Origin of the sequence: Pseudanabaena sp. CCNP1317 (assembly GCF_034931345.1) — a bacterium.
In the GTDB taxonomy this organism is placed as follows: domain Bacteria; phylum Cyanobacteriota; class Cyanobacteriia; order Pseudanabaenales; family Pseudanabaenaceae; genus Pseudanabaena; species Pseudanabaena galeata.
The window spans coordinates 1-16,863 of sequence record NZ_JAYGIF010000068.1 but is presented as its reverse complement, the minus strand read 5'-3'; the positions used below and the strand labels follow the sequence as shown (position 1 = coordinate 16,863).

Genomic DNA, 16,863 nt, shown 5'->3' with positions numbered 1-16,863 from the left:
GGAAGTTTCTAAGACCCTCACCCCTAGCCCCTCTCCCAAAGGGCGAGGGGAACAAGAATTTTCTGGATTTTGCTCCCCCTCTCCTCTCTGGGAGAGGGGGCTGGGGGGTGAGGGCAATCTTCATTCCTCGTAACATCAGTTATAGGTTGATATTGATATGCTTGACCATCAAGTGACGCTGCTCGCGGCGGAAACCTAGTTTGGTATAGAGGGCTTCGGCTGGCTCATTCCAGTGATCGACAACTAGAGACAGCGATCGCATCCTTTGGTTTCTTAAATAATCTTCAATTACGACAAAAGCTTGCTTGCCAAGCCCCTTGCCACGATAGTCTTCACGGATATATAGCTCATCGACTAGCCCACAGCGTCCATGATATTCCATACTAAAAAAGAAAGTTAGCGCCACATAGCCAATCGGGCGATCGCGATCGCACATCAACCAAATCACGCCAAATTGTTCATCACTAAGTAGCGCCGTAAATGCTTTGACAACTCCATTATCAAAAGTTATCTTCTCAAATTGATAGAACTCCTGCACAAGTTCCATTAATGGATCAATATCAATAAATTGTGCTAGGCGAAAATTGAGGTCAAGTTCACTCATATCCTATACATTCACCTTGTAGTTAAAATTCAATTCATCACCCGCAACCCCACGGATTCCCCAATTATGGCTTGGAGTCTCAATCAAAATGATTTCCATATCTAAAGGAGAAATATCTAATTTCTCCTTTAGGCGCTCAAATAATAACCGATAGAGATTTTTCTTTGCTTCTATGGTACGACCTGCAAACATCAGGATCTCGATGATGATATATTTTTCAGAGCGATCGCTTGGATATTCAAAGTCTTCAGATTGCAATGGAAAGAATCGCTGAAACTTCTTTTCAGGCGGATAGTTGAGAGCCTCAACAACGCAAGCATGAATAGTAGTCGATAGAACTTCGCGATTTTGCTGGATGAAATCAGCATTTCCATAGATTTTAGTTTGCGGCATGTTACATGATGAATTTTAATGTCTATTTTACAGCAATTACCAAACAAACGAACTACAAGAAAATTTTTGAAAGTATTGCAAAGCAACGCTTTCAAAAATTTTCTTGCTTGGGGTTAGAGCGCAAAGCACTGTAAGATGACATGGAAAAATCAAGAATTTTCTCTGGTTTGACGACATATTTCTAGGCGATAAAGCACTGCATCCACTAAATTAAATCCTTCCCAAAAAAACAGACTCGGTAAATGTCCTCGTGGAGCAGCGATCGCAAAGGTCAAATTCTCATATTTGCGCCAAATTTTCGGTACTAATTTTAGATTGAACCAACGAGGTTTGCGCCATCCGACGCGATCGCTAAACTTCTCATAGATATTTGCAAATTCCCAATAAGTATTTTCTTCATAGATTAGCCTTCCGCCGAGACTCTTCCAAATTTGGTTTTGAGTACTCCATCCAAAGCGATTATTGCTAAATTCCATCCATGCTTGATCGATCGCTATCCAGATATCACAGGCAATGTTATCGATATCATCGGCTTGAAGCTTGGATACTTTACTTTTATTAGCAAGTTGCAAAATAATTTTATTCGTAAGGCGATCGCTTTCTTGCCATTGACCTAAACTGAGTAATTCTTGCAGTTGCCGTATTTGTGAATATGCCTGTGCATAGTTTTGAATATTGGAACTGGATTGAGGAGATATGCTACTAGAAGACAGATTTACTAAAGACTGTAGATCGTTCATTACTTCATTAGCGGAATGATAACGATTAGAAATCGCTCTTTCTAATAGGCGATCGAGGATATTTGCCAAATGACTGGAAAGAGAAGTTTGGAGATTGTCGCGCCAAATCCAGCGATCGCTCACATCATCATAGAGATCAAAAGGCGAAATCCCCGTTAATAAATGAATACAAGTCACACCTAAACTATACAAATCGCTTTGAGGTAAAGCCTTACCTCTCGCTTGTTCAGGAGCCACATATTCCGCACTCCCGATTAAAGTTCCTGTGCGATTGGCTGTATCTGTAGTAAAAGCTTTAGCTGCACCAAAATCAACTAATACTAAATTGCTTTGAGGAGAATTGGTGCTTGGTAATTGGGAATTAGATTTTTTCCTTTTTCCTTTTTCCTTTTTCCTTACAATATTGTCTGGTTTAATATCGCGATGAATGACTTGGCGATCGTGGATGAATTGGAGAACGGGCAGAATATCTTCTAGTAGTTGATAAATCTTGGCTTCGCTAAAGATGCCCTGACTCTGTAACTCGTTATAGAGATTTTCGCCGTCGATGAGTTCTTGTACTAAATATAGATATCCTTCTTCTTCAAAATAGGCGATTAATTCAGGAATTTGAGGATGTGAGCCTAGCACCTTTAGTTGAGCAGCTTCGCTTTCAAAGAGGGCGATCGCCTTTTTCATTAATTCAGGTTCTCGAAACTGCGGCAGAAATTGCTTAATCGCGCAGGGTTGCCCTAATCTCCCTAAATCCTTTGCCCGAAAAGTTCGCCCCATGCCTCCCTGTCCAATTAAGGCGATCGCTTCATATAATCCTTTAAGCTGCAAATTTTTACCGCAATTCATACAAAATCTCCCGACTTCGGGATTGTTCGGCTTCTGGCAACTAGGGTTGAGGCAGTAGGGCATATTTCTGACGATAGATTTACATTTGTTTACGTTAAATGTAAAGTTTAGTTAATTAATATTAAACTTCTGTAGGAGAGTAATTAATCATGGTCGTCACACCAATTAAGAATGCATCAAATGATAACGATAATTCTAAGACCACCAACAAAACTGTTGGTTTTAATGTAAATCCTACAGGGGCAGGCGTATTTGGTTTTAGTAACTTTGCCGAAACTTGGAATGGTCGCATGGCAATGATTGGCTTAGTTGCAGGTTTTACCAATGAAGTTTTGACTGGTAAAGGAATTCTTGCTCAAGTCGGCATTACAGGCGGCATTAGTGTTTTATTTGCTCTTTTCTTCACAGGTTTTACGGTTGCCACATTGCTTGGTTACTATGCAGTCAAAGCGACTAAGGACTCAGAATAACGATATGTAAAAGATGTGGCGCGAAGCGCTACATCTTACAAACAAAAAAGGTTGGGCGCAAAGCGTCCAGCCTTTTTTGTTTGCGAATTGCAAAATTTATAGGTATAATTTTGAAAACGATTATCATTTTTTTGAGCATCAGCATCTATGCTTGAAGTGCAGAACCTGTCCGTGAAATATCGAGATGTCAACGCACTATCGAACATTTCCTTTAGTATCCCATCTGGCTCACTTGTAGGATTAATTGGTGCTAATGGCGCAGGCAAAAGCACTTTGCTCAAAGCGATGCTCGATCTGATTCCTGCTCAAAGTGGTCAAGTTTTCTATCACGAAAGACTACTCAAGCAACAACGCCAAAAAGTTGCTTATCTGCCACAGCGATCGCAAATTGATTGGGACTATCCTGTGACCGTGTGGAATGTGGTGATGATGTCGCGCACCATGCACAGTGGCTGGTTTGGCAGAACTAGTCGTCAGTCTAAGGAAATTGTACGAGCAGCCTTAGAACGTGTCGAACTTGATGATTTACGCGATCGCCCGATTAAAAATCTTTCTGGGGGACAGCAACAACGGGTATTTTTAGCGCGAGCTTTGGCGCAGCAGGCGGATATTTTGTTACTAGATGAACCAATGACCGCAGTGGATAAAAAAACTGAGGCTTTAATGTGGAATATCTACAATAATCTTAAACAAGAAGGGAAAACCTTGCTAATTAGCTGTCACGAATGGGGCAATACCCTTGATCGCTACGATCAGCTACTTCTAATCAATCGCCACTTAGTCGCCAGTGGTACACCCCGTCAAGTCCTAACTCCTGAAAATATTCAAAGCGCCTATGGTGCATCAGTTGAGCAGATTGATCAGCGCGATCGCGCTGAAGAAGAATTATTATTTTGCTAATTTTCTAAAAAGAGAGTAAGTACCTGTGCAGAATAAATTACCCAAACCCTTAAAGTTGCGCCCCGCAGGGGCGCAACTTTAAGGGTTTGGGTTTGTAATTAATTATGCTCATCTACGTATGGACAATTCATGAATTGTCCATACTCTAAAATAACGGTCTCAAAGCATTTTCCCGTGAATCCTAAGAGAAGTAGGGTTTTCGCTATAAAATAGGGATAATAGAATCGACTTGCTTTAGATAATTTCATGCTCCAAATTACCAAACATACATCTATTGCGATCGACGAAATTAGTATTACCGCCATCCGATCGCAGGGCGCTGGTGGGCAAAACGTCAATAAAGTCTCCACAGCAATTCATCTGCGTTTTGATATTAATGCTTCTTCTCTGTCGCCACTCTATAAAGAAAGGCTTCTAAATTTAAGCGATCGGCGCATCACCAAAGAGGGCATCATCATCATCAAGGCTCAACAGCATCGTACTCAAGAACAAAATAAAGAAGATGCTCTCAAGCGACTCCAGTTATTAATCCAAAGTGTGACGATTACGCCCACCAAGCGTAAACCCACTAAGCCATCACGCAGTGCTCAAACCCGACGGATTGACGATAAAACTAAGCGTGGTGCAATCAAAGCTTTAAGGGGGAAGATTACCGAGTAAATGGATAAAGTTAATTGTCTAAATTATTTGCCTATCGTTGAAACTTTCCATTCTGTGCAAGGAGAAGGAGCATGGATGGGAACTAATGCTTTTTTTATTCGCTTAGCGGGTTGTGATGTCGGCTGTCCTTGGTGTGACACCAAAATCTCTTGGAATTTGAAAAGACATCCTGAAATAGCGATCGCTAATCTGGTGGATGAAGCAGTAAATGCTAAACCTGCGATGGTTGTAATTACTGGCGGTGAGCCATTGATGCATGATTTGACTGATTTGACGCGAGAGCTAAAAGCTCAAGGACTGCAAATCCATCTAGAGACATCGGGATCACATCCTTTTAGTGGTATTTTTGACTGGGTGACCTTTTCGCCTAAACAGTTCAAACATCCTCATGCCAGTATTTATGGACATGTCAGCGAACTCAAGGTTGTGGTCAAAGATGCATCGGATTTATTATGGGCTGAACAGAATGCGGCGAAAGTTTCGCCAAAGGTGATGAAATATTTACAGGCTGAGTGGGAAACTGCTAGCAGTAAAGATTTAGTATTGCAGTATGTATTAAGTCATCCAGATTGGCGCGTGAGTATCCAAACTCATAAGTTATTGGGAGTTAGGTAAATAAAATGTTAGATATCGGGAATTCCCCAAAAAAGGCAATAATTTTATTGTCTGGTGGATTAGATTCGTCAACGGTGGCAGCTCAGGCGATCGCCGATGGCTATGAAGCGATCGCCTTATCCTTTCGCTATGGTCAGCGTCATGAACGTGAGTTATTAGCCGCAAGGCAAGTTGCTGCTGCTTTGAATATTCGTGAGCATTTTGTCGTCGATGTAAATCTTGCCCAATGGGGTGGCTCGGCTTTAACTGATGAGAATATTGCCGTACCAACGGAAGGTGTGCAATTAGGTGAGATTCCCATTACCTATGTGCCAGGGCGAAATACGGTATTTATTGCGATCGCCTTGTCATTAGCTGAATCAAAGGGAGCCGAAGCTATCTATTTGGGAATTAATGCAGTGGACTATTCAGGTTATCCCGATTGTCGTCCTGACTATTTGGAAGCCTTTCAAAATTTAGCTGCGCTCTCGTCGAAAGTGGGGATAGAAGGGAATGCACCGAAATTAATAGCTCCTTTGGTAATGGATTCTAAAACTGATATTGTCCGACGCGCTAGACTTTTAGGCGTACCAATTGAGCTTACATGGTCATGCTATCAAGGGGGTGAAGTGCCTTGTGGGGTTTGCGATTCATGTCGGATTCGAGATAAAGCCATACGTGAAGCCGATGGAATCAGCGCCGCGTAAAGCTAAACTAGCGCAAAAATTAACAAGCTAACATTGCAAAATATTTACATCAGATATGCTATATTAAGAAATGCACGGCAGCTTGGCTCAGGTGGTTAGAGCGACGGTCTCATAATCCGTAGGTCCCGGGTTCAAATCCCGGAGCTGCTATTATACAAGACAAAGTAAAGTATAGACGACGCTCAGCGCCGCCTATACTTTTGTAGGGTTCATGATAGTATGTAGACAATTTACTCCCTAAGACAAAGGACAAGATTATGGGATTACTCGATCGCATTGGTATGGTGGTCAAGTCCAATGTAAATGCAATGGTTACGGCTGCTGAAGATCCAGAAAAAATTCTGGAACAATCAATCATTGATATGCAAGAAGACTTGGTGCAATTGCGCCAAGCCGTCGCACAATCAATGGCTGCCCTCAAGCGCCAAGAGCAACAATATAATCAAAGTGCATCTCAAGCACAAGAGTGGGAAAAAAGGGCGATGCTAGCGCTCCAGAAAGGAGATGAAAACCTAGCAAGGGAAGCACTTAGTCGGAAGAAAACCCATGGTGATTCGGCCGCAACCTTGAAAGCTGGCTTAGATCAGCAATCAGGTCAGGTAGATTTGCTGAAAAAGAATCTAATTGCGATCGAAGGCAAGATCTCTGAGGCAAAAACCAAGAAAGAGATGCTCAAGGCGCGTATGCAATCGGCTAAGGCTCAAGAGAACCTTAACAATATGTTAGGCAAGGTTAATACTAACTCTGCTGCTGCGACTTTTGAGCGCATGGAAGAGCGTGTATTAATGGCTGAAGCTAAAGCAAGCGCTAGCTCTGAGCTTGGCATGGACAATCTGGAATCTCAGTTTGCTCAGTTAGAGGCTGGTAGCGGGGTTGACGATGAGCTAGCTGCACTTAAGGCAAAAATGATGACAGGTAGCCCTGCACCTCAAGGGGCTTTGCCTCCATCGGATGCAGTTAAGCCAACAGTTGGAGCAGCGATCGATGCTGAGCTAGAAGCTCTGCGCCGTCAAATGGGTTAATTGACCTCATAGGCGAAATCTATCAGAAAAAGGGGAACGTAAAAAGTTACCCCTTTTTTGGTTTTAAAACCCTAGCTGGGTTCCGTTTTTAATTCACAAAATTGTGACAACAATTTTGTGAATTGGTATAACAGCAATTTATCGATCAATCGAACCAAAACAATTTTTATAAAAGTAACGGTTTGCAATACTTTTATAAAAATTATTGGTTCAGGTTTGAGTGTAAAGCACTGAAAGTACTTGTGCAAAATTACCCAAACCTGTAAAGTTGCGCCCCTGTGGGGCGCAACTTTACAGGTTTGGGTTTGTAATTAATTATGCCCATCTACTTGGGATAAACATGTCACTGGCCAATTGGCATATTTTAGAAACAGTTGAACCACCGACTTGGTTAATCGAAAAAGTGGGCAAGTTTGCAGCAGCGTTGCTTTTGCAGAGAGGAATAGTTGAGCCTGAGCAAATAGCGACATTTTTAGATACAGAAGCCTATCAACCGACGAGTGCTTTTGAGTTTCCTGAAATGCAGCAGGCGATCGCGCGTATTCAACAAGCCTATGAACAAGGAGAAACAATCGCGATTTGGGGAGATTTTGATGCTGATGGTATTACGGCAACATCGGTATTGTGGGAAGGATTGGGGCAATTTTTTGCTCAAGGCGATCGCTTAGTTTTTTATATCCCCGATCGCCTTAAGGAATCCCACGGAATTTCGATTCGAGGTTTAGAGGAACTGCGATCGCAATGCCATTCTGAAGGAAAATCACTCAGCTTAATTATTACTTGTGATACAGGTAGTACTTGTTTAGCTGCTCTAACCCATGCTCAGGATTTAGGAATTGATGTGATCGTTACCGATCACCATACTTTGCCCGATGTGCGTCCACCCGTCACGGCTATCATCAATCCGCGTTATTTGCCAAACCAGCATCCATTATTTAACTTGTCGGGCGTGGCAGTTGCCTATAAGTTAATGGAAGCATTGTATGCAACCTTGCCAGAAGTACCTCAGCAGCCATTAGAGGATTTATTAGATTTAGTGGCGATCGGGCTAGTAGCAGATTTGGTTCAGCTTACAGGAGACTGTCGCTATCTGGCTCAAAAGGGCATCGAAGTATTACGCCAAAAGAAACGTCTTGGTGTGCGAATGCTGTTGGAGCAATGTAAGCGAGTTGGCGATCGCCCGATTGATATTAGCTTTGGGATTGCGCCGCGCATTAATGCTGTCAGTCGCATCTGGGGAGATGTGCGGAAATGTGTGGAATTGTTGACCACCCGTGATGAAAAGATTTGTAAGTCACTGATCGAACAAACGGAACTGGCGAATACACAGCGCAAAGCTTTACAGAAAAGGGTATTCAAACAGGTTCAAGAGAAAATTAAACAACTTGATTTATCGACAACGGGAATTATTATCCTTGCCGATCCGCAATGGTCAGTGGGAGTTTTGGGCTTAGTAGCTGGTCAAGTAGTCGCCGAATATGCTCGCCCGACGATTCTCTGTACGGTTGAGGATGGAATTGCCAAGGGTAGTGCGCGATCTATTGAGGGAATTAATCTTTACGATCTTCTTAAAGAGCAAGAACATTTGTTACTAAGCTTTGGTGGGCATCCTCTAGCAGGTGGTTTGAGCTTTCGATTTGAAAATTTACAGATACTATCGGAGTCAATTGATCGGAAGTTTTGGAGTCAATATGGACAATTGCGAAGTAAGACGATCAAGATTGATCTGGAAGTAGCGATCGCTGACCTTACTAAAGACTTATTTAATGAATTCAAGCAACTAGAACCCTTTGGCATGGGCAATCCCTATCCCAAATTATTAGTCCGAGATTGTATATTCTCAGAAGTATCTAATGCAAATATTCGTAATGCCAAGGGACAGAAGGTTGAATATATTAAAACCGAATTTACTCTAAGTGATCGCCTTGGCAATCAAATTCATGGTGATTGGTGGGGGCATTATAGCTATGAGTTGCCTGACACCGCTTGTGATGTCGTAATCGAACTAGTCGATAATGCCTTTCGTCGCCGCTATGATGTGCGTCTGCTGGATTTCCATGCTCAGAGTACGCCCCTTAGCGCTGAGTTACCAGCCCTTGCATCAACATCGCTCAAAAATCCTGATGCGAATCTCAAGGTTATTGATTGGCATGGACATGATGCGATTGAACTTGATCAATCTTTATCGGCAACTATTTGCGATCGTTGTCCTCAGAGTTGGCAAGATTTGAACACTATTATCGATCTCGCGCATCAAGCTAATCAATCTCTCGCTTTAGTTTATCCAAATCCTCAGCACATCAATGGAGCGATCGCATGGCAAACTCTTGTAGGAATAGCTAAATATCTGAGTCGGACTGGTAAGGAAATCAAGCGATCGCAGTTAATTGCCAAGTTGGGAATTGCAGATCAAGATGTGCTGCAAATTGGATTTGATGAGCTTCAACAATATGGCTTTGCTGTGCAAGCGATCGCTGATTCTTCGGATGCTTTTGATATAACTATCCGCATTAGTTCAATTCCATCAACCAATGATGGATCTGCACCAGCAAAGCAATTTATCCAAGCGGCGAATGAGTTAGCCTTTCAGCAACAGTTTTTTGATCGCCAGTTAAAGAAGCTGGCAACATATCGCTAGAAAGAGAAGTAATACCAAAACACAAAATGGCGTAGCCATTTTGTGTTTTGGTATTACTTAGCTCACCATAATTAAAACCTAAAACCAGAAGCTGTCCCGCCCGCTACGAGGGCGAGACAGCTTCTGGTTTTAGATTTTTAGTGTACTTACAGCGCTTTGCGCTCAAAACCAAACCAAGAAGAAATATGAAAGCGTTGCGAAGCAACGCTTTCATATTTCTTCTTGTGGTTCGTTTGATCGGTAATTGCTGTATGCCTAGCTATTTACATCGCTATACAATCCGAACAAGCAAAAGCAAAGATAAACTTGCTCCGACCAGATGATGATTTTATTAAATTCCCAATCCTCACGACTTTATGAGAAAATCTAGCGTTAAGAAATCCAGTTAAGTTTCGCCTAATAAGTCAATAATTATAGATCAATGAGATATTTGCTGCGTCGCTTTTTGGCTTGGTTTGCGATCGCCCTAATCACACTAACCACACTATTGGCCTGTACCAATAGCAAAATTACTAATAATAGACTGGGGATTAGCGATCGCAGTAATGAGCGCATTGTTTTAGGCACAACCAGCAAAATTCGCACTCTCGACCCAGCCGATGCTAACGAATTTTTTATTAGCAACATTTTTTACAACACGCTCGAACGCCTCTACACCTACAAAGAAGGCTCCAACGAGTTAGTACCACAACTAGCGGCAGATATGCCCAAAGTTAGTGAAGACGGCTTAACTTACACCATACCTGTAAAAACAGGTATCAAATTTCATGATCGCACCAACTTTAATGCTTATACGATGAAATTTGCCTTGGATCGCTTCATCAATTCCAAAGGTTCTCCATCATATATCTTGGGTGATGTTATCGAAGATATTTCTGCACCGAGCGAGACTGAACTAATTTTTAAGCTCAAGCAGCCTTTACAATTTTTCCCCAAGTTCTTAGCTTTTACAGGCGCGGCAGCGATTTCACCACAGGTTTACAAACACGTTAAAGATGAAAAGACTGGCAAGCTATTATTCTTACCTGATAAATTAGTTGGGACTGGTCCCTATCAAGTTACTCAGTTTGTCGAAGGTAGTTACTTGCGCCTAGATACATTTCCCGATTATTGGGGTAAAAAACCGAGCAACAAAGGGCTTGACATTCAGTTTTTCTCCTCTAATTCCAATTTACTCAATGCCTTCAAAACGGGCGCAGTGGATATTGCATTCCAGACCCTTACACCAACTCAGGTGAAGAATGTCGAAGCTAACGCTCAACAAAATGGCTGGACGATCGCATCAGGTCAAGGTGCAACCATTTTATATATGGTGCTAAACACTCACCAAGCTCCACTAAATGACGTGCGTGTGCGTCAAGCATTATCGGCGGCAATTGATCGACCGCTTCTAGAATCACGGATATTTTTCAATCAACGTGCGCCACTGTATAGCTTAATTCCTAGTGCTTTTAAAGATTCCAAACCTGTATTTGAACAAAAATATGGGGATGGTAACGGTAAACTAGCACGGCAATTGCTGGAGTCAGCAGGATATTCTGACGATAAACCTGCTCAAATTTCCATTTGGTATTCCCCAAAATATGGTGGCAATGGTGACTTAATCGCCAGTACGATGCGGGCCTCAATTCAAAAAAATGTCGGTAAAATTTTGCAGATTAAAACTGAACGAGTAGAAAATACCGTCGGTTATGCTTTTTTGGATAAAGGTGTATATCCTGCCTATTTACTTGATTGGATTCCTGATATTCTCGACCCCGACAACTACATCAAGCCATTTTTAGAATGTGAAGAAGCAGAGGGCGATCGCTGTATAAAAGGTAGTACTCAATTTCAAGGCTCGTTTTATAACAACCCTGAAATGAATATATTAATTGCCAAACAGCGTCAAGAGCGCGATCGGGTTAAGCGATCGCAAATGCTTCAAAAAATCCAAGAAATCTTGGCTGAGGATGTACCTTTTATTCCGCTTTGGCAAAACAAAGAATACGCCTTTGCCCAAAGAGGTTTACAGGGAGTCAAAATAGAACCAAATCAGCAACTTCCTTACTGGAATATTTCCAAGTTATAATTTGGGCGCGTCAAGGGTTGCTTAATTATCAAAGATTTATCTAACGTGAGTTCGATATAGCCAAAATAGTAAAAGCCTCGCTTCGCGAGGCTTTTACTATTTTTCGCCATTTGCGGTGTGCGAAGCACGCCGCAAATGGCTATATCGAACTCACGTCAAATTAATAAATGGCGCAGCCATTTATTAATTTGGTATTACTGGCTAGTCTCACTAATCTTAAGACGATAAGCTGAGCGATCGCCATCAGACGTACCAACCCAAATTTCGTATTTCCCCGCTATCCAAGCACCTGATAGTTCAGGACTGTCTCCACTACGACAATAAATACCATCAGGTCCTTTGACCAATAGAGATAAATTGCGATCTCCAGATACTTTTAATGCTAAGAAACCAAAGTTTCTCTGCACCGTCAAAGTATGGTTCGGTGTTTGCTGGGTTAATCCTTGGCATTGTCCATTAGCTTTACCAGTAGCAATAGATGCCAAGGGAATACTTCCCCCTGCACTACCGTTATAGACTTGAGGATCAGGGGTGAATTTGGGAGCGATTGGCTTAAGTACCTCTTGACTCAAGGTTGGCAATACTGCCAGAAACATTGGTACTAGAGCAAATCCCAGTAAAGCGATTGGCAGTTTCAAGAATTTCATTTTTGACGTATTTCACTCAAAGACAGCGTATAACTAAAAGATTGATTTATATTTTTAGAACCAACCCAAACTTGGTAAGTACCTTGTGGCCAAGATTGATGATAACCATTCGCCAAACGACGAGAAGTCTGTGGATTGCGCCCGCCTGACTCATCGTCAGCACAGATCACAATGCCGTTTGGTCCTTTAATTAGCATAGTTGGATCATCGTTGATGTTACTGGTATAAACCAAAAGATCTAGTACTTGAAATGTTTCAGTCAAAGTAATTGTGTGATTTGGTTGAGAGTTAGCAAATCCACGACAATTATCAGCAATTCCTGCAATACTCGCAATACTGACATTACCCCCCCCATTTCCAGCCAAAGTTGCTGGATCAGGTCGAAAATTCCGCCCCAACGAAATCGCGCTTTGAGCAAAACTAGGAGCTGCGATCGCTAAAGCCGCAATAGTTGCAAAGGTTCCCCAACCTAGCTTAAGTATATTGGAATACCCAATTTTAGAAACGTTCATACCTGACTCCATGTGGGATGCATTATTTTAAATGCATTATTTGGGATTCTTTTTCATTTTGTTTAAACATTATGACCAGACTGATGCTGATTTTGTTCCTATAGCAATCAAAGGTTTTCTTAGGACAGAAAACCCAAAATACAAGTAGCGGCGCGAAGCGCCGCTACTTGTATTTTGGGTTTTGATTTGTCTTCCTATAAAACAAGTTTATAGCGATTTTCGTCTTTGCTAAACAATTAAAGACGAAAATTTTGCGAGGATATCCGCTTAACTACAGCTATAGCTGTCGCCATTCTTGTTAGGACATAAAACCCAAATAATGTGGGGCGGCGCGAAGCGCCGCCCCACATTATTTGGGTTTTGATTTGTCCTGATACAGGTGGCTATAGCTATAAATGCGCCCAAAATGATTTGTATGTGTAAAGAAATGTTAAGATGTTGCTGTCATGCTGGTATAGAACCTTGACAGTAGAAGGTTCTACCTGTAACTTAATCACATACCCGGGTATTCACTGTTCTTAACCACTATGCAAGACAAGCAAAAGGTAACTTTTTATCTCCCCGAACGACTACATCAACAGCTAAAGATTCGTTCTGCTATTGATGGTGATTCGATGTCAGACTTAGCCGAAAAAGCAATTAGCTTTTACCTAGCTCATGCTGATATTGTCGAGTCTTCTGGTATTGGGCATACCCATCAAACCTACAACTGTCCGAGCTGTTCTCAAACTGTTGTAATTCGTGATGGTGAACTGCTGGCGATCGGGGGCAATCGTATTCAAGCTTTACCAGTTACTGTTGGCAAAGCCGACAGCCCTGATGAGGAGCTAGTCTCAATCAGCTAGACTAATTATCAGCACTTCCTAGACTTTTTTCTGTAGACAAGGTGAGGACAGAGGCGTAAACCTCAGTATTACTATATGCAAGAGCAACTTAGCATTTTAATTCAAGCCCAATATCCCTTGATCTACCTCAATACACCAGAGGAAGAAAGAGCAGAAAGGGCGATATCAACCATCTCTGAACTGAAGCCAGTACGTCGCATGTTCACATGGACTGTGACCCATGGTCTAGTTGAGTACGGACAAACCACAGGAGCCGCGCAACACAATACCGAATCTGCGGAAGCGGCTCTCAAATGGATTACTCGCGCCGATCAGAAAGATCCTGCTATCTATATTTTTAAAGATATACATCCTTTCTTAGATCATCCTGTAACCGTTCGTTGTCTGCGTGATGCGATCGCCAACTTCAAAGGCACTCAGAAAACAATTATTTTGATGTCGCCGATTCAAGTGATTCCTGTTGAATTGGAAAAGGAAATCGTGGTACTTGATTTTCCTCTGCCAGACATGAAAGCGATCGAAGAAGTACTCGATCAACAACTTGGACAAGTTCGCACCAGAAAGGTGTCATCTGAGACTCGTGAAAAGTTGGTCAGAGCCACGCTGGGTTTAACTCAAGATGAAGCGGAAAAAGTCTATCGCAAAGCTCAAGTCACTAATGGCAAGCTTACTGAAGAAGAAGTTGATATTGTACTTTCAGAAAAGCAACAATTAATTCGCCGCAATGGCATCCTCGAATATATCGAAGATGAAGAAGATTTAGATGCTGTCGGGGGACTCGAAGAACTAAAGCATTGGTTGCAGCAGCGCTCAAATGCCTTTAGTCAGAGAGCTAGAAATTATGGATTACCTCAACCCAAAGGGATGCTGATTCTTGGTGTTCCCGGTTGTGGAAAGTCCTTAATCGCCAAGACAACTGCTAGGTTGTGGTCATTACCATTAATTCGCCTTGATATGGGGCGTGTTTATGATGGCTCAACGGTTGGCAAGTCAGAGGCAAACCTACGTAATGCTCTCAAAGTTGCTGAATCAATTTCACCAATGATCCTGTTCATTGATGAGCTTGATAAAGCGTTCGCAGGGGGAGCAGGTTCGGCAGATTCCGATGGTGGTACATCATCGAGGATCTTTGGTACGTTCTTAACATGGATGCAAGAGAAAAAATCACCTGTATTCGTGATGGCAACCGCCAATCGTATCGAAAAGTTACCAGGGGAATTTCTCCGCAAGGGACGTTTTGACGAGCTTTTCTTCGTTGATTTACCTAACGGTGAAGAACGCAGAGATATTTTCAAAATTCATCTGTGCAAGCGTCGTCCAGATGTTGAAAAATTAGACAGGTTCGATTTTGAACAACTATCGAAAGTAAGCGATGGTTTTTCGGGGGCGGAAATCGAGCAGGCAGTAATTGCTGCCATGTATGAGGCTTTTGCCCAAGATCGGGAGTTTACACAGCTAGATATCATTTCGGCTGTGAAATCCACGACTCCCTTATCACGCACAATGACTGAGCAGGTTGCTGCTTTGCGTGACTGGGCAAGAATGCGGGCTAGACCCGCCGCTACTTCAGTCGCTGAATATCAGCGTATGGAGTTTTGAAAAGCTTATCCTGCTGTTTCGTAGTCAGCAGGTTTAAGGCTAGATTCTAAAGAATGTCTTATCAAAAGGCAGTCTATCTAGCAGTTAACATAGGAGTAAGAACCACCAACACTCTTATGTCTCCCGTTCGAGTTAACAGTCAAGTTCACATTTATTTACAGGAGCAAAACTATTATGTCTCATTTCAGCACACTTCGCACAAAAATTACTGATGCCGAAGTTCTCAAGTCGTCTTTGCGCGATCTTGGTATCAGTGTTAAGACTGAAGCTGATGTTCGTGGCTATAACAGCCAACGCATCCGTGCCGACATTGTGGCAACTCTTGAAGGTGATTATGATTTGGGTTGGTCGCGTAATGCTGACGGATCATTTGATCTAATCGCTGATCTTTGGGGTGTCGCTAAGAAGCACAATCAGACTGAGTTGATCAACTCGATCAACCAGAAGTATGCTGTAAACAAGGCTCTAACTGAAGTTAAGCGTCCTGGACTGAGCAATGCCAATGTAAAGCTCGTTTTGCAGTAAGGTGTCCAATCTTGCGAGTTAATTATGCAAATTAACAGGTTAGTCATATCTTTGACTAGCCTGTTTTTTATGAAAAGGGACAAGCAAATAATACCAAAACACAAAATGGCATAGCCATTTTGTGTTTTGAAAACCCTTACTGGGTTTGGTTTTTAATTCACGAAAGTGTGATCACTCTTTCGTGAATTGGTTTACAGCGATTTGCGCTCAAACCCAAACCAAGAAAAAACTTGAAAGCGTTGTTTCGCAACGCTTTCAAGTTTTTTCTTGTGGTTCGTTTGAACGGTAATTGCTGTAAGTACTGTCAAATAATTAACTATGAAGCGCAAAGCATTGTATTGCCGTCTTGCGGCAAAAAAGCTAAAACCTAGCGAACTAATTTAACGTGAGTTCGATATAGCCATTAGCGGCGTGCGAAGCACGCCGCTAATGGCGAAAAATGGTAAGAATCGCTTAGCGATTCTTACCATTTTTCGCTTTCGTCGAACTGACGTTAATTTAACGTGAGTTCGATGAACTAATTTTTCTTACGCTTGGTAATCAGTTGCAAACCTTGTTCATAGAGCTTCTCAAACAACTAAAAACCTAGAAAGCAGTCCCGTCCGCTACGCGGGTGGGATTGCTTCTGATTTTAGGTTTTAATTATGCCTAGCTACTTACAACGCATTACCGATCGCAAAGAAGGCTGCCCAGTAATAGGGATGATTGTAGTCTTTGGATTTGATCAGTGATACTTGAGCGCGGCGCAGTGCTTCAGTTGCAGTGACATTTCCTTTTTGCAATTCTGCATAAAATGCTGCCATCAGGACACTTGTCTGATTGTCATCGACTTTCCAGAGGGAGGCGATCGCCTGTTTTGCGCCTGCTTTTTGGACTTGGTAGCCAAAGCCTAGGATTTCTACCCCACTGCCGAGTATCCCTAAACCAGTCTGACAAGCACTTAGGATAATTAAATCGATATTGGGCATCTGCCAATCAGCAATTTCATTGAGACGGATTTTGTCGCCATTGCCGAAGATGATGAAGGACTGATCGGGAGAGCCAACATTAAATTCGGCATGGGTGGCAAGGTGGAGAATATTATGGTTTTTAAATT

General features: G+C 42.2%; 17 protein-coding genes and 1 tRNA gene. 12 read left to right on the top strand and 6 right to left on the bottom strand.

The window, feature by feature from the left end; translation table 11 throughout:
• Nucleotides 1-139: 139 nt before the first annotated feature.
• The 3 genes from VB775_RS14825 to VB775_RS14815 all read right to left on the bottom strand — a co-directional run bounded on the left by VB775_RS14825 (nt 140) and on the right by VB775_RS14815 (nt 2,640).
• Entirely contained in the window at nt 140-604 is a 465-nt protein-coding gene (locus VB775_RS14825) for a GNAT family N-acetyltransferase (protein WP_281006521.1), read from the bottom strand.
• A 3-nt stretch (nt 605-607) separates the two neighbouring features.
• On the bottom strand, nt 608-997 hold the full coding sequence (locus VB775_RS14820; protein ID WP_281006522.1) for a tautomerase family protein: 390 nt from the start codon (nt 995-997) through the stop codon (nt 608-610).
• A 149-nt stretch (nt 998-1,146) separates the two neighbouring features.
• Nucleotides 1,147-2,640: a serine/threonine-protein kinase gene (locus tag VB775_RS14815; RefSeq protein ID WP_323216840.1), complete on the bottom strand. Its 1,494-nt coding sequence runs from the start codon at nt 2,638-2,640 to the stop codon at nt 1,147-1,149.
• Between the two features lie 86 nt (nt 2,641-2,726).
• Between VB775_RS14815 and VB775_RS14810 the strand changes: the two genes are divergently transcribed.
• From VB775_RS14810 to VB775_RS14770, 9 genes are all read left to right on the top strand, one after another.
• Nucleotides 2,727-3,047 (top strand): chlorophyll A-B binding protein, encoded by a 321-nt coding sequence (locus tag VB775_RS14810; protein WP_281006524.1) that lies wholly within the window; start codon nt 2,727-2,729, stop codon nt 3,045-3,047.
• Between the two features lie 147 nt (nt 3,048-3,194).
• Nucleotides 3,195-3,947: a metal ABC transporter ATP-binding protein gene (locus VB775_RS14805; protein ID WP_281006525.1), complete on the top strand. Its 753-nt coding sequence runs from the start codon at nt 3,195-3,197 to the stop codon at nt 3,945-3,947.
• Nucleotides 3,948-4,193: 246 nt separating this feature from the next.
• The gene (gene arfB, locus VB775_RS14800) at nt 4,194-4,607 is read left to right on the top strand and encodes an alternative ribosome rescue aminoacyl-tRNA hydrolase ArfB (RefSeq protein WP_281006526.1); all 414 of its coding nucleotides are present in this window, start codon (nt 4,194-4,196) and stop codon (nt 4,605-4,607) included.
• Complete coding sequence (locus VB775_RS14795) at nt 4,608-5,222, top strand: 7-carboxy-7-deazaguanine synthase QueE (protein ID WP_281006528.1); 615 nt, start codon at nt 4,608-4,610, stop codon at nt 5,220-5,222.
• A gap of 5 nt (nt 5,223-5,227) precedes the next feature.
• Nucleotides 5,228-5,908: a 7-cyano-7-deazaguanine synthase QueC gene (gene queC, locus VB775_RS14790; RefSeq protein ID WP_281006529.1), complete on the top strand. Its 681-nt coding sequence runs from the start codon at nt 5,228-5,230 to the stop codon at nt 5,906-5,908.
• A 76-nt stretch (nt 5,909-5,984) separates the two neighbouring features.
• A tRNA-Met gene (locus VB775_RS14785) sits at nt 5,985-6,058 on the top strand.
• 107 nt (nt 6,059-6,165) lie between these two features.
• Entirely contained in the window at nt 6,166-6,930 is a 765-nt protein-coding gene (locus VB775_RS14780) for a PspA/IM30 family protein (protein WP_281006530.1), read from the top strand.
• Nucleotides 6,931-7,270: 340 nt separating this feature from the next.
• Nucleotides 7,271-9,568 carry a single-stranded-DNA-specific exonuclease RecJ gene (recJ, locus tag VB775_RS14775; protein ID WP_281006531.1) on the top strand — a complete coding sequence of 766 codons (2,298 nt, stop codon included), beginning with the start codon at nt 7,271-7,273 and terminating at the stop codon, nt 9,566-9,568.
• Between the two features lie 421 nt (nt 9,569-9,989).
• Nucleotides 9,990-11,639: an ABC transporter substrate-binding protein gene (locus tag VB775_RS14770; RefSeq protein WP_281006532.1), complete on the top strand. Its 1,650-nt coding sequence runs from the start codon at nt 9,990-9,992 to the stop codon at nt 11,637-11,639.
• A 194-nt stretch (nt 11,640-11,833) separates the two neighbouring features.
• Here the strand turns inward: VB775_RS14770 and VB775_RS14765 are convergent, their stop codons facing one another.
• Together VB775_RS14765 and VB775_RS14760 are read right to left on the bottom strand one after the other, a co-directional pair.
• Nucleotides 11,834-12,277 carry a hypothetical protein gene (locus tag VB775_RS14765; protein ID WP_281006533.1) on the bottom strand — a complete coding sequence of 148 codons (444 nt, stop codon included), beginning with the start codon at nt 12,275-12,277 and terminating at the stop codon, nt 11,834-11,836.
• 5 nt (nt 12,278-12,282) lie between these two features.
• Nucleotides 12,283-12,798, bottom strand: a complete 516-nt coding sequence (locus tag VB775_RS14760) for a hypothetical protein (RefSeq protein ID WP_281006534.1) — start codon at nt 12,796-12,798, stop codon at nt 12,283-12,285.
• 527 nt (nt 12,799-13,325) lie between these two features.
• Here VB775_RS14760 and VB775_RS14755 point away from each other — a divergent pair.
• The 3 genes from VB775_RS14755 to VB775_RS14745 all read left to right on the top strand — a co-directional run bounded on the left by VB775_RS14755 (nt 13,326) and on the right by VB775_RS14745 (nt 15,767).
• A complete protein-coding gene (locus VB775_RS14755) occupies nt 13,326-13,643 on the top strand; it encodes a hypothetical protein (protein ID WP_094535621.1) in 318 nt (105 codons plus the stop codon).
• 75 nt (nt 13,644-13,718) lie between these two features.
• Entirely contained in the window at nt 13,719-15,242 is a 1,524-nt protein-coding gene (locus tag VB775_RS14750) for an AAA family ATPase (RefSeq protein WP_281006535.1), read from the top strand.
• A 174-nt stretch (nt 15,243-15,416) separates the two neighbouring features.
• Nucleotides 15,417-15,767 (top strand): DUF1257 domain-containing protein, encoded by a 351-nt coding sequence (locus tag VB775_RS14745; RefSeq protein ID WP_094535623.1) that lies wholly within the window; start codon nt 15,417-15,419, stop codon nt 15,765-15,767.
• Nucleotides 15,768-16,423: 656 nt separating this feature from the next.
• On the opposite strand, the gene VB775_RS14740 is transcribed toward VB775_RS14745, so the two are convergent.
• On the bottom strand, nt 16,424-16,863 hold a 440-nt coding region (locus tag VB775_RS14740; RefSeq protein ID WP_323216838.1), incomplete at its 5' end, for a CHAT domain-containing protein.